This window comes from Stenotrophomonas sp. PS02298 (assembly GCF_029959445.1).
Lineage (GTDB): Bacteria > Pseudomonadota > Gammaproteobacteria > Xanthomonadales > Xanthomonadaceae > Stenotrophomonas.
Window position 1 is genome coordinate 1 of the sequence record NZ_JASCOR010000127.1, and the last position, 12,887, is coordinate 12,887.

Genomic DNA, 12,887 nt, shown 5'->3' on the forward strand with positions numbered 1-12,887 from the left:
ACTCGACAATCTGCCGAACCGCCTCGATCTTGAACTCATCCGTGTAACGCTTCGTACTCATAACCACCTCCGCGTAAGCCATAGTTTATGGCTGCGAGGTGTCTACGAAATCCTGGGCGATTCAAACAGATGGGAAGAAGTGAAGCGAGGCGGTGATGCCGCGATCAAACGCTGGATTGACGATCAATTGCAAGGGCGGACATGCACAATTGTTTTGGTTGGTGCGGAAACGGCAAATCGACCCTGGATTCGGTATGAGATTGAGCAGTCATGGAACAGCGGAAAGGGACTCTTGGGGATACGTGTCCATAAGCTCTTGGACCACAACCAGCAACCATCAGTGGCAGGGGCCAATCCGTTCGACTCATTTACCTTGAACGACGGTAGAAAGCTATCTTCCGTCGTCCGCGTCTACGATCCGCCGGGAGGCACCAGTAGCGCGGTCTATACCTCCATCAGCGACAACCTGTCGAATTGGATCGAAGCAGCGATCGCCGCTCGCTAGAAGTCAGAAATCTCGTCAAAACAACGATCCGGTACTCATTGGGTGTCCATAGAGTTCCGAGATTTGCGTCTGGAACTGTGTCTGTCCTCCGTAGCTAGGATGCCTCACGCAAATCACCGGTACAGAGTCCGTGATGCGATGGGCCGCAGCGGTGGCATCATTGCCGATGGCAACGATGCGAGAAGGCTTCAGTAAGACAATGAGTTGTTGGAGCAGTTCTTCGCCGGCGCGTCTTTCGTGCGCGTTGTGCTGGCGGTTGGTGAATGGATCTCCGGATTCATGCGGATGAAGGGGAAAGACATTCCAGAGGAAGATGCGAGCATCAATGTGCTCCAGCATGCCCCATATGACAGCCGCGGTTCGTTCAGCTACAGCACTTCCTATCGTCGGCCGCTCAGGGATCAGATCGAGATTCCAGCGCCTGGCATGCTGGCCCATGTGAACGTCGTCAGTCAGGGCTAACCCAGTGCGGCGCCCTCCGCGATATCCGAGGTCTCTCCCGATCCAGATCGCATCTACAGGCTCCTCAGTTGCACGACGCAACATGGCAGAAAGTGCTGCAGCACGGCGACGCGGTGCATCACGCCGATCATGGACTTCACATCGATCCGAATACGGATTGAAGCAGTCTTCGAATTGCAGCGAAGCAACTGCCTCAACGAATGGGTGGATCTTCATTTTTCAGACTCAAGTGGCATGTATTTGATGGTGCGTTGTTCTCGGTTTCCAATGATCCAGCCGCCTTGATTTTCCTTAAGCTGTCGGAAGACCGCATACCCTTCCAAGATGGCCTTCTCCCAGAGCTTCAGTGGACACTTCTCCACCTCGTAACCACTCACGAACTCGCCGATGGTCTTGAGAATTCCGAGTGAGACCTTTTCCTGGTTCTCGAAAAAATTCAATTCTTTGGCTCTTGAGAAAATCCAAGCGGCAACCCCTTCTTCAACGACGATGGCTCGACCGCTGTCCTGCTCTTCATCGAATTTCGGATTGCTCTTTCGTTTGTGCTTGATCAATGCCCGCATTACGGGTGACCAGTGCAGGATCGCCGCATTTGCAAAATGGAAGACGTCATGGAACCGGTAACCATCTCGATCGGCAATGTTGTCGGTTAAAGGGTCTCCAATGAATACGCCATTCCATTGGAGATAACTCTTACCACTGCCTCGTTGATTGACTCGGATTCTGAATTCTCTGGGTAGCTGTTCCTCAATTCCAAATTTACTGTCGAAATCAAGGTCAACGAGATCATCTGCTTGTGGCTCCAAAAACGCGCCGCGCGCTTTCCGAAGGTTGGCGCGAGCCACTTCCGAAAATGCTAGTTCGGCCGCATGGATTGCATCCAAGTAAGCCCGCGCGAACGCTACCAAATCAGTGCGCGCAGGAGTGCTTCCCATTAGAGCTGCTGCTGACTGCCCCAAACGTGCCAGGGTGGCATCTAACGATGCAGTCGCCGCAATAGGTACTGCGATATAGGCAAGTGCACCTTCAGCGATATCACTTGCAGCGCCAATATTCTTAAAATTTCCGTGGTTGGCCGCTTCCCCGAAGATATCTTCAAGAGGAATATTCAGGCGCCTGCAGATTGCAGCCAGGTACCAAAGGGTGTCGCCAAATTCTTCTTCCGCCGCTCTCTTGTAGCCAGGGTATGCTGATTTATCCCGAACGTGCTTTTTGGCCGTAGCCATTATTCCACCAACTTCTCCATATAGCCCCTGAAGCACTGGATTGAAGTCGTTTGGATTGAGCACGTCCGTGGCTGCAATTCCCGCAGCGTAATCCGAGAGTAAGAGGGAGCCTTCCTTTTTCATCGGTCACCTGCGAAGAGTCAGCCATTCGAATGGGGCGCCCTGGTAGCCGCTCACTGCCAAGCTGCGAATCCATTGCTCAAGGTCTGCAGCTAGTTGCGCATCGTCAAAGGCCGTGAGGCCTATTCCCGTTTTGCATAGAGGGCGACCGTGCTGATCTTGCAACTCATGAGGAAACGCAGGGCCCTCACCCCCGAAATATACGAAATCGTTGCTGATCAGAACCCTGTTTACGCCTGTATCACGAGCCACATGGTCAGGGTTGAGCGAGCCATCGGAGCGGGAGTGAAATGAGTCTCGCTGCTGCCAAGCAACCCCAGCCGCAGCCCTGAAGTAAATGTTGTCCCCGCAACTTTGCTTCCGGCTGCCGTTGCGGTACGGCTTCTTGGATTCAAACCGCGGGTCTCGGCCATACTCGTCAAATGTCATTGCCTCGGTGACCCGCATCGCATAGACCAGATGCCCACCGCGTCGGACACTTCGATCATTGCTTCCGCTGCCGACCACCCAATCACCGACGTTAGCGCTTCTTCGGATACTGGGCTTGCAAGTCGCGAGCGTGCAGTAGCTGTAGAAGGGGTTGGGCGCAAAACCACTGTCGTACCGCACGACATAGGAGTGAATGCGTGTCATCAGCAGGGATGCCGCTTGAGTGGAACCGGGGCGCAGGCACCACCGTCAGGCTTTTCCCACGAGTCCTTCCCGTTGATTGCGTCAATGATTGAATCACCGTTCCACCCAACTAAGGCGTCCGCATGTTCTTTCAGCGCATCTGGTAGGTCGCATTCCTTCTCGCCGTGCTCCCAAACACCAACAATGCGCTTGCCCTGTTTGGCCGCATATTCGATTTCCCAGTTCACCCAATCGCTGTTCTTGGTTTGGGGAGAGACATAGCAAATGAACACCCCAGCCCAATTGATGGCAGGCGCAAGGATCTGCGTTTTTATGTAGTGCTCATCAGTGGCATTGTTGAACTTTCCTGTATGGATCGAGGAATCCCGGACTTCCAGACCTTTCGGAGCCAACAAATCCTTGAGCTTCTGGAGTCCATGATCGTCCTTATGGACATGGCTGATGAATACATTCCTTTTGTCTGCCACCTGTCACCCCCATGGTTTTGCATGTTTTGAAGATCGTAACCGGGTTTGTGGCTGGTGCAGTAGAAGCTACTGGCCAGCTTGCTCGCTTAAAGAATTGCCTGTAGTCCTTTGTCGGCGATGACGTTGAGCAGCTTGAGGGTCGGCCCGGTGGGATGGGTTTCGCCTTGCTCCCACTTGCGCACGGTCGAGGCCGACGTGTGCAAATGAAGAGCAAACACCGGCTGGCTGAACTTCAAGGCTTCGCGCAGACGTTTGATGTCGGCTGCACCGAAGGCCCGCACCGGCGGCGGGCAAATCGTCTCGAACTCGCGCATCGTCACCTTGCTGATCGCCCCGGCTTCTTGGAGTGCCGCTAGATCGCCACGCAGCGATTCAATGATCTTGCTCACAACACACCTCCACTAAAACACCCGACTGCAACGCCTTCGACAAGGCTTCGGCAGGCAGTTCCAAGAACACCTTGCCGGCGAATTGCAGCGCCTTCTTCTCGTCCTGCGTGATGTTCGCCTTGTCGTTCTTCGGGAAACCATGCAGGAACACGTAGCGGCTGCCTATCCTGGCCGATACCAGCGTGCGGTAGCCACCGCTCTTGCCACCGCCGGGGCGGGCCACCCGCTTCTTGTAGAGGGAGCCGCCCAAGTCCGCGTCGATCAGACCGCTTTCCATCTCCTGAACCGCCTTGCACAACGCGGCATCGGACAGCTTCTCGCCCGACTGCCAGCGTGCAAAGTCCTTGCGCTTGAGGATGTCCGTCATTTCGACCTCCAAACTATACCCGAAACGGGCATAGTTTTCCAGTCTCCGGTGTAGCGCCTAGATAGAAGGGATGACCCACCCGATTGTCGTGACGCCGGCACGACAATCGGAGCCAACAGTACGGGATGCCGGCCGCCGGTCCGCAGGCATCCTTGACCGAAATCAGCAGCGCATCGGCCGACCACGGCAGCGTGAAGACCTTGGCCAGCTCGGCGAGGCCGAATTTCCCAGACACTGTCTCGGAAATTGCGGAACGGAGATAGTCGGCAGGCAATGCAGCGGGGGGGCACCACCGAAAGCGTCCTCTTGCTCATGCCGTGGCCTCCGAAGGGCGCCGCGCGCCCGTGATGGCCTGCCGCCGACTCGCCACCAGTTCGGCCGCATCCCGCACCGGCTTGTCTTCGGTGTGGACGTAGTGCATGAACATCGCCACGGTCTTGTGCCCCGTCAGCTTCATGCCTACCTTGGTCGGCACGCCCGAATTGGCAATGTCGGTGGTGGAGCGATGGCGAATGCCGTGCGTGCCGACGTGCGGCACGCCGGCGGCCTTGAGCGCCCGGCACCAGCCGCCATAGTGCTCGCCAAAGGTCAGGTGCTTGGCCGGGTCGTTCGGCGACGGCAGGACATAGGGGCAGCCCTCCCGGCGTGGTGCCGTCGAAAGCAGCTGATAGGCTTCCTCACTCATGGGCTTGGAAATGCCGCCGACCTTGCTGTCGGGCCACACCACGCGCCGGTTCTCAAAGTCCAGCCAGCTCCATTCGAGCGGGCAGATTTCGGAGCGCCGGGCGGCGAACTCGAACTGCAGCCGGATCGCCAGCGGGATAACGTAGTTCTCCAGCCCTTCCGCCTCCAGCTTCTCCAGATGGCGGAAGATCCGCACCAGTTCCTCGTCCACGATGAGCCGGGTTTCCTTGCCCGGCGGGTACATCGGGACGTGGCGGCACGGATTCGTGCCGTCCGGGCGGAAGCCCCACACTTCGGCCAGGTTGAACATTTTGCGCAGCACGCCGAAGGTCTTGTTCGCCTCGGTCGGCTTGTAGGCCAGCTTCTCCATCAGCCCGGCAATGTCGGGCCGCCTCACGTCCTGCACCTTCTTGCGGCCCAGCAGCGGGATGATGTTGCGGTCGATGACGCCCTGATAGCCTTCCTGCGTGCTGGGCTTGTTGCGCTTCTTGGAGTAGTCCTCCATGAACTTCTTGCACAACTCGGCCATCGTGGGCGCCTTGCGCGCCTCCGCCTTGGCGCCGCCGGGGTCACCGCCCCGGCGAACCTCGGCCAGCCAGTCTTGCGCCTTGACCCGTGCCTGTTCGACGGTCAGTTCCCCGTACAGCCCCAGCGAGGGCTTGCGGGGCTGGCCGGAGTTCGTGCGGTACTGGAGCATGAACACCCGGCGGCCCGTCGGGGTAATCTTGCACAGGAATCCAGGCACCACGGTATCCCGCAGTTCGACATCCTTGGCCTGGGGTTGCGCCGACTCCACGGCGGTCTTGGTGAGCTTGATCTTTGCCATGATGACTCCTTGGAACGACCCGGATTCCAAGAGCCAGGTAGGAGCGGCGCGAGGGAAAACCGGGTCAAGTTTCAGAAAGCACCGGCATATGATGGACGCGCGTAAGCTATTGATAAACCTGCTGTATCGAGCTACGGCGCAGTCCAGCGAACTACCGGGCTGGAGTCATGCTGAAACAAAAAAACCCCGGCTTGCGCCGGGGTTCTTCGTTCAACCTTTACTGCTCAACAGCTCAGGCGTTGACCGAATCGGCCACGTCCTTGTAATCGCTGATCTGGTCGAAGTTCATGTAGCGGTAGATCTCGCTGCCGGCTGCATCCAGCACGCCAACGTCGGCCATGTACTCTTCCTTGGTCGGGATGCGACCCAGACGCGAACAGATCGCGGCCAGCTCGGCCGAACCCAGGTACACGTTGGTGTTGCGGCCCAGGCGGTTCGGGAAGTTACGGGTCGACGTCGACATCGCGGTGGAGCCTTCGCGGATCTGTGCCTGGTTGCCCATGCACAGCGAGCAGCCCGGCATTTCCATGCGCGCACCAGCGGAACCGAAGGTGCCGTACACGCCTTCCTTGGTCAGCTCGGAGGCATCCATCTTGGTCGGCGGTGCAACCCACAGACGGGTCGGGATGTCGCGCTTGCCTTCCAGCAGCTTGGCGGCGGCACGGAAGTGCCCGATGTTGGTCATGCACGAACCGATGAACACTTCGTCGATCTTAGCACCGGCCACTTCGGACAGGGTCTTCACGTCGTCCGGGTCGTTCGGGCAGGCCACGATCGGCTCGTGGATGTCGGCCAGGTCGATTTCGATGACGGCAGCGTACTCGGCATCGGCATCACCCTGCAGCAGTTCCGGGTTGGCCAGCCATGCTTCCATCTTCTCGATGCGGCGGGCCAGCGAACGTGCGTCCTGGTAACCCTCGGCAATCATCCACTTCAGCAGCGTGATGTTGCTGGTCAGGTACTCGATGATCGGCTCCTTGTTCAGGTGCACCGAGCAACCAGCGGCCGAACGCTCAGCGGAAGCATCGGACAGTTCGAACGCCTGCTCGACCTTCAGGTCCGGCAGACCTTCGATTTCCAGGATGCGACCGGAGAAGATGTTCTTCTTGCCAGCCTTGGCCACGGTCAGCAGACCGGCCTTGATCGCGTACAGCGGGATCGCGTTGACCAGGTCACGCAGGGTCACGCCGGGCTGCATCTTGCCCTTGAAGCGCACCAGCACCGACTCCGGCATGTCCAGCGGCATGACGCCGGTGGCAGCGGCGAAGGCAACCAGGCCCGAACCGGCCGGGAACGAGATGCCAACCGGGAAACGGGTGTGCGAGTCACCACCGGTGCCGACGGTGTCCGGCAGCAGCATGCGGTTGAGCCAGCTGTGGATCACGCCGTCGCCCGGACGCAGCGAGACGCCGCCACGGGTGGAGATGAACTCCGGCAGGGTGTGGTGGGTCTTGACGTCCACCGGCTTCGGGTAGGCAGCGGTGTGGCAGAACGACTGCATCACCAGGTCGGCCGAGAAGCCCAGGCAGGCCAGGTCCTTCAGCTCGTCGCGGGTCATCGGACCGGTGGTGTCCTGCGAGCCCACCGAGGTCATCTTCGGTTCGCAATAGGTGCCCGGGCGCATGCCCTTGCCTTCCGGCAGGCCACAGGCGCGGCCAACCATCTTCTGTGCCAGCGAGTAACCCTTGCCGGTATCGGCCGGCTGCACCGGCAGGCGGAACAGGTCGGTGACCGGCAAGCCCAGCGCTTCACGCGCCTTGGCAGTCAGGCCACGGCCGATGATCAGCGGAATACGGCCACCGGCGCGCACTTCGTCGAACAGCACGTCGCTCTTGACCTGGAATTCGGCGATGACTTCACCGTTCTTCAGTGCCTTGCCGTCGTATGGACGCAGTTCGACGACATCGCCGTGCTCCATCTTCGACACGTCCAGCTCGATCGGCAGTGCGCCGGCGTCTTCCATGGTGTTGTAGAAGATCGGGGCGATCTTGGAACCCAGGCAAACGCCGCCGAAGCGCTTGTTCGGGATGAAGGGGATGTCTTCGCCGGTAAACCACAGCACCGAGTTGGTGGCGGACTTGCGGCTGGAGCCGGTGCCGACCACGTCGCCGACGTAGGCAACCAGGTGGCCCTTGTCCTTCAGCGACAGGATCTCCTGGATCGGGCCGCGCTTGCCGTCTTCTTCCGGCACGAACGGCGCGTCGGGACGCTTGTTCTTCAGCATCGCCAGGGCGTGCATCGGGATGTCCGGACGGGTGGTGGCATCCGGAGCCGGCGACAGGTCGTCGGTATTGGTTTCGCCCGGCACCTTGAACACGGTGATGGTCAGGCTCTGCGGCACTTCCGGCTTGCTGGTGAACCACTCGGCATCGGCCCAGCTCTGCAGCACGCCTTGTGCATTGGCGTTGCCGGCCTTGGCCTTTTCCTGCACGTCGTGGAATGCGTCAAACACCAGCAAGGTGTGCTTCAGGCCTTCAGCGGCGATGGCGCCAACGTCGGCGTCGTCCAGCAGCTGGATCAGCGGCGCGACGTTGTAACCGCCGAGCATGGTGCCAAGCAGTTCGGTGGCGCGCGCACGGCTGATCAGTGCGTTCTTCTCGCTGCCGAAGGCGATGGCGGCCAGGTACGAGGCCTTGACCTTGGCGGCGTCATCGACACCGGCCGGCACGCGGTTGGTGATCAGGTCGAGCAGGAACTCGGCTTCGCCAGCCGGCGGGTTCTTCAGCAGCTCGATGACGTCGGCCGTCTGCTGTGCAGTCAGCGGCAACGGCGGGATGCCAAGCGCGGCGCGCTCGGCTACGTGGTGGCGGTAGGCTTCCAACATGACAACTCCCGGGTGTAACGGTTAAAGAATGGATGGGCTCTCAGGCTTGCGGCACGATCAGCTTCAGGCCCTTGAAGTAGTCGCGATAAAACGTGTCGTTCCAGGTGATCAGGCCATCGCACTGCAGCAGTGCATGCGCGCCAACCATGAAATCGTCGATGCGGCGGGTATCGCCGCTGCGCTGCCGGTGGCGACGATGCATCTCGCCAGCACGCAACGCGGATTTGGCTTCCAGCGGATTGAAATGGACGCCCATTTCTTCCAGCGCACCCTGCACCTCGGCGCCGCCGCGCAGTGATGCGCAGATCTCCGCCAGCGTGGTGCCGCAGAGGACCACCCGGCCACCGACCAGCGCCTGCCGCAGGCAGGCTTCCACCGCATCGGCACGTGGGCCGTCGCTGAGCAGTTCGATCAGGACCGGGGAATCGACGGCGATCATCATGCCTCGCCGGCCTCGTCACGGACGGTACGCACGGCCTGTTCGGCCGACTCGAACCCGTCCAGGGCGAACTTGCCGCGGGCACGGGAAATGGCGTCATCCACGCTCTTGCGCAGGATGATGCGGCTGCCCTCCAGCTCGACCTTGAGCTGGGTGCCCTTGGTCAGGCCCAAAGCGTCACGTACGGCCTTGGGCAAGGTGATCTGCCCGCGTTCAGCTACGGTGGCTTCCATGGGACCTCCAATGAAGTATGTACGAATTATACATACTTCGACCGGCATACCCCAAGCACCCCCTTTAGAACCGACCCATGGTCTGCTGGGCTTCACCTGTAGGGCCGAGTCGTGCCCGGCTGAGCTTCGCCTGTAATGCCGACCCATGCTCGACTGGGGCGCCCCCGGTAAAGCCCCTGCCGAGCATGGCTCGGCACCACCCCCCTCCCTTTGGCGTAGCCAAGGGGAGGGTTGGGGAGGGGTAGCTCTTGGCTGGCTGATGCAGCACTGGCTTCGCTGCTTACGCCGGTCCTACAAAACACGTCCACGCGTCCGTGGAAGCTTCATCTGTAGAGCCGAGCCATGCTCGGCTGAAGCTTTACCGGGAACGCCCTACCGAGCATGGCTCGGCACTCCCCCCCTCCCTTTGGCGTAGCCAAGGGGAGGGTTGGGGAGGGGTAGCTCTTTAGTGGCTGATGCAGCACTGGCTTCGCGGCTTACGCCGCTCCTACAAAACCCGTTCACAGGTCTGCGGAAGCTTCACCTGTAGTGCCGACCCATGGTCGGCTGAGGCTTGACCGGGAACGTCCCTGCCGAGCATGGCTCGGCATTACCTGCCGGCGGGCACCGTTACATGCGCGCAACAAGCCGTTGCCTAAACTGTGGCCAGCACCCATGCGCCCGACGGCGGATGCTTCGTCCATACTCGGACCAGTATTCACCTGACAGGGCCCATGGCCCTGACAAGCCCGCGCAGCGCCCCGGCGCCACCGCAAGCCATCTGTACCAAGAGGAGTCAGCTGTATGAGCGATACATTCTCCACCCGTAGCCAACTGGAGGTTGGCGGCCAGCAGTACACCTACTGCAGCCTTCCCAAGCTCGGCCAGAAGTTCGACATCTCCCACCTTCCCTACTCGATGAAGATCCTGCTGGAGAACCTGCTCCGGCATGAGGACGGCGGCCAGACCGTCGGCCCTGACCACATCGAAGCCGTCGCCCGCTGGAACCCCAAGGCCGAGCCGGACACCGAAATCGCCTTCATGCCGGCACGCGTGGTGCTGCAGGATTTCACCGGCGTGCCCTGCGTGGTCGACCTGGCCGCCATGCGCGACGCCGTCACCAAGCTCGGTGGCAAGGCCGAGCAGATCAATCCGCTGATTCCCTCCGAACTGGTCATCGACCACTCCGTGCAGGTGGACGTGTTCGGTCGCCCGGATGCGCTGGACCTCAACGGCAGGATCGAGTTCGAGCGCAACCAGGAGCGTTACAGCTTCCTGCGCTGGGGCCAGAAGGCTTTCGAGAACTTCAAGGTGGTGCCACCGAATACCGGCATCGTCCACCAGGTGAACCTGGAAAACCTCGCCCGCGTGGTGATGGAACGGCAGATCGACGGTGCCAACTGGGCCTTCCCGGACACCGTATTCGGCACGGACTCGCACACCACCATGATCAACGGCATCGGCGTGCTGGGCTGGGGCGTTGGCGGTATCGAGGCCGAGGCCGCGATGCTGGGCCAGCCCTCCTCGATGCTGATCCCGCAGGTAGTCGGCTTCAAGTTGACCGGCAAGCTGCCCGAAGGCACCACCGCCACCGACCTGGTGCTGACCGTCACCCAGATGCTGCGCAAGCTCGGCGTGGTCGGCAAGTTCGTCGAGTTCTATGGCGAGGGCCTGCAACACCTACCGCTGGCCGACCGCGCCACCATCGCCAACATGGCCCCGGAGTATGGCGCCACCTGCGGCATCTTCCCGATCGATGCCGAGTCGCTGAACTACCTGCGCCTGTCCGGCCGCAGCGATGCGCAGATCAACCTGGTGGAAGCCTACGCAAAGGCCCAAGGCCTGTGGCACGACGCCAACAGCCCGCATGCGCAGTACAGCGCCACGCTGGAACTGGACATGGCCGAGGTCAAGCCATCGATGGCCGGCCCCAAGCGCCCGCAGGACCGCGTGCTGCTGGAAGACGTGCACAGCAACTTCAGCGAAGCGTTGAAGGGCCTGACCAGCCACCGCGAGCAGCGGAATGGCGACGTCGCCGACTTCATCAACGAAGGCGGCGGCGCCGCAGTCGGCAACGAGCAGCTGGCCAAGGGCCACGCCGACATCGTGATCAACGAACAAGCCATGCGCCTGAAGGATGGCGCAGTGGTAATCGCCGCCATTACGTCGTGCACCAACACCTCCAACCCGGCGGTGATGCTGGGCGCCGGCCTGCTCGCGCGCAACGCGGCACGGTTGGGACTCAAGGCCAAGCCGTGGGTCAAGACCTCGCTTGGACCGGGCTCCCGCGTCGTCACCGACTATCTGGAAAAAGCCGGCGTCCTGCCGGACCTGGAGAAGCTCGGCTTCTTCGTGGTCGGCTACGGCTGCACCACCTGTATCGGCAACTCCGGCCCGCTGCCTACCGAAGTCAGCGCCGGCATTGCCGCTGGCGATCTGGTGGTGGCCTCGGTGCTGTCGGGCAACCGCAACTTCGAAGGCCGTGTGCACCCTGAAGTGAAGGCCAACTACCTGGCCTCGCCGCCGCTGGTGGTCGCCTATGCCATCGCCGGCACGGTCCGCATCGACCTCAGCAAGGAGCCGCTGGGCAAGGGCAGCGATGGCCAGGACGTCTACCTGCGCGACATCTGGCCGAGCAACACGGAAATCGGCGACACCATCGCCGCCACCGTCGGCCCGGAGATGTTCAAGCAGAACTACGCCGACGTGTTCAAGGGTGACACCCGCTGGGCGCAGATCGAATCGCCGGAAGGCCAAGCCTACGAGTGGAATGGCGACTCGACCTACATCAAGAACCCCCCGTATTTCGATGGCATGACCATGCAGGTCGGCAGCATCAGCGACGTCCACGGTGCACGGGTGATGGGGCTGTTTGGCGACTCGATCACCACCGACCACATCTCCCCGGCCGGCAACATCAAGAAGGATTCGCCGGCAGGCCGCTTCCTGCAGTCGCGTGGCGTACAGCCGGCTGACTTCAACAGCTACGGCAGCCGCCGCGGCAATGATGACGTGATGGTGCGCGGTACCTTCGCCAACATCCGCATCAAGAACCTGATGTTCGGCGGCGAAGAAGGTGGCAACACGCTGTACTACGCCCCGGGCAGCACCACCGGCGAGAAGCTGGCGATCTATGACGCGGCAATGAAGTACAAGGCCGATGGCGTGCCGTTGGTGGTGCTGGCCGGCAAGGAATACGGTACCGGCTCATCGCGCGACTGGGCGGCCAAGGGCACCAACCTGCTGGGGGTCAAGGCGGTGATCGCCGAAAGCTTCGAGCGTATCCACCGCTCCAACCTGGTCGGCATGGGCGTGCTGCCGCTGCAGTTCCACGACGGCGAAAACGCGCAGACACTGGGGCTGGATGGTTCGGAAGTGTTCGATGTGACCGGGCTGGAGGATGGCAAGGCCAAGACTGCAACGGTTACCGCAACCAGGGCCGATGGCAGCAAGAAAAGCTTCACCGCCAAGGTGCTGTTGCTGACGCCGAAGGAAGTGGAGTACTTCCGTAACGGCGGCTTGCTGCAGTATGTGTTGCGGCAGTTGGCGGCGAAGAAGGCTGCTTGATCTGCGGCATTGAATGTTGAGTTGAAAGAACGCCCCTGCTGGGGCGTTCTTTTTTAATTGACTGAGGTTTTGTAGCCAGAGCAAGAGCCCCCCTCCCCAGCCCTCCCCTTGGCTGCGCCAAAGGAAGGGGGCAAGAGCAGCCTCGCTTGTCTCCCTTCCTTTGGCG

12 protein-coding genes are annotated in these 12,887 nt (G+C 60.9%); 2 read left to right on the plus strand and 10 right to left on the minus strand.

Annotated elements, in window-relative coordinates:
* Nucleotides 1-37 precede the first annotated feature (37 nt).
* Nucleotides 38-505: a TIR domain-containing protein gene (locus tag QMX78_RS16075; RefSeq protein WP_282271414.1), complete on the plus strand. Its 468-nt coding sequence runs from the start codon at nucleotides 38-40 to the stop codon at nucleotides 503-505.
* 15 nt (nucleotides 506-520) lie between these two features.
* On the opposite strand, the gene QMX78_RS16080 is transcribed toward QMX78_RS16075, so the two are convergent.
* The 10 genes from QMX78_RS16080 to QMX78_RS16125 all read right to left on the minus strand — a co-directional run bounded on the left by QMX78_RS16080 (nucleotide 521) and on the right by QMX78_RS16125 (nucleotide 9,175).
* The gene (locus tag QMX78_RS16080) at nucleotides 521-1,183 is read right to left on the minus strand and encodes a uracil-DNA glycosylase (RefSeq protein WP_079264195.1); all 663 of its coding nucleotides are present in this window, start codon (nucleotides 1,181-1,183) and stop codon (nucleotides 521-523) included.
* Entirely contained in the window at nucleotides 1,180-2,316 is a 1,137-nt protein-coding gene (locus QMX78_RS16085) for a nucleoside triphosphate pyrophosphohydrolase family protein (protein ID WP_033864732.1), read from the minus strand. Before QMX78_RS16085 ends, QMX78_RS16080 begins: the two co-directional genes overlap by 4 nt.
* A 3-nt stretch (nucleotides 2,317-2,319) precedes the next feature.
* On the minus strand, nucleotides 2,320-2,946 hold the full coding sequence (locus QMX78_RS16090; protein WP_079264194.1) for a hypothetical protein: 627 nt from the start codon (nucleotides 2,944-2,946) through the stop codon (nucleotides 2,320-2,322).
* Nucleotides 2,946-3,413, minus strand: coding sequence for a TIR domain-containing protein (locus QMX78_RS16095; RefSeq protein ID WP_079264193.1), 468 nt, complete (start codon nucleotides 3,411-3,413; stop codon nucleotides 2,946-2,948). The genes QMX78_RS16090 and QMX78_RS16095 overlap by 1 nt, the downstream gene beginning before the upstream one ends.
* Before the next feature lie 86 nt (nucleotides 3,414-3,499).
* Nucleotides 3,500-3,802, minus strand: a complete 303-nt coding sequence (locus QMX78_RS16100; RefSeq protein WP_019396520.1) for a helix-turn-helix domain-containing protein — start codon at nucleotides 3,800-3,802, stop codon at nucleotides 3,500-3,502.
* Entirely contained in the window at nucleotides 3,786-4,169 is a 384-nt protein-coding gene (locus QMX78_RS16105) for a type II toxin-antitoxin system RelE/ParE family toxin (protein WP_019396519.1), read from the minus strand. The genes QMX78_RS16100 and QMX78_RS16105 overlap by 17 nt, the downstream gene beginning before the upstream one ends.
* 310 nt (nucleotides 4,170-4,479) lie before the next feature.
* The gene (locus QMX78_RS16110) at nucleotides 4,480-5,679 is read right to left on the minus strand and encodes a site-specific integrase (RefSeq protein ID WP_282271404.1); all 1,200 of its coding nucleotides are present in this window, start codon (nucleotides 5,677-5,679) and stop codon (nucleotides 4,480-4,482) included.
* Between the two features lie 232 nt (nucleotides 5,680-5,911).
* Nucleotides 5,912-8,503: a bifunctional aconitate hydratase 2/2-methylisocitrate dehydratase gene (gene acnB / locus QMX78_RS16115; protein ID WP_282271406.1), complete on the minus strand. Its 2,592-nt coding sequence runs from the start codon at nucleotides 8,501-8,503 to the stop codon at nucleotides 5,912-5,914.
* 40 nt (nucleotides 8,504-8,543) lie between these two features.
* Nucleotides 8,544-8,942: a type II toxin-antitoxin system VapC family toxin gene (locus QMX78_RS16120; protein ID WP_282271408.1), complete on the minus strand. Its 399-nt coding sequence runs from the start codon at nucleotides 8,940-8,942 to the stop codon at nucleotides 8,544-8,546.
* Nucleotides 8,942-9,175: an AbrB/MazE/SpoVT family DNA-binding domain-containing protein gene (locus tag QMX78_RS16125; RefSeq protein ID WP_282271410.1), complete on the minus strand. Its 234-nt coding sequence runs from the start codon at nucleotides 9,173-9,175 to the stop codon at nucleotides 8,942-8,944. The genes QMX78_RS16120 and QMX78_RS16125 overlap by 1 nt, the downstream gene beginning before the upstream one ends.
* Nucleotides 9,176-9,958: 783 nt before the next feature.
* Here QMX78_RS16125 and acnA point away from each other — a divergent pair.
* Nucleotides 9,959-12,721 (plus strand): aconitate hydratase AcnA, encoded by a 2,763-nt coding sequence (gene acnA / locus QMX78_RS16130; protein WP_282271412.1) that lies wholly within the window; start codon nucleotides 9,959-9,961, stop codon nucleotides 12,719-12,721.
* Nucleotides 12,722-12,887 lie beyond the last annotated feature (166 nt).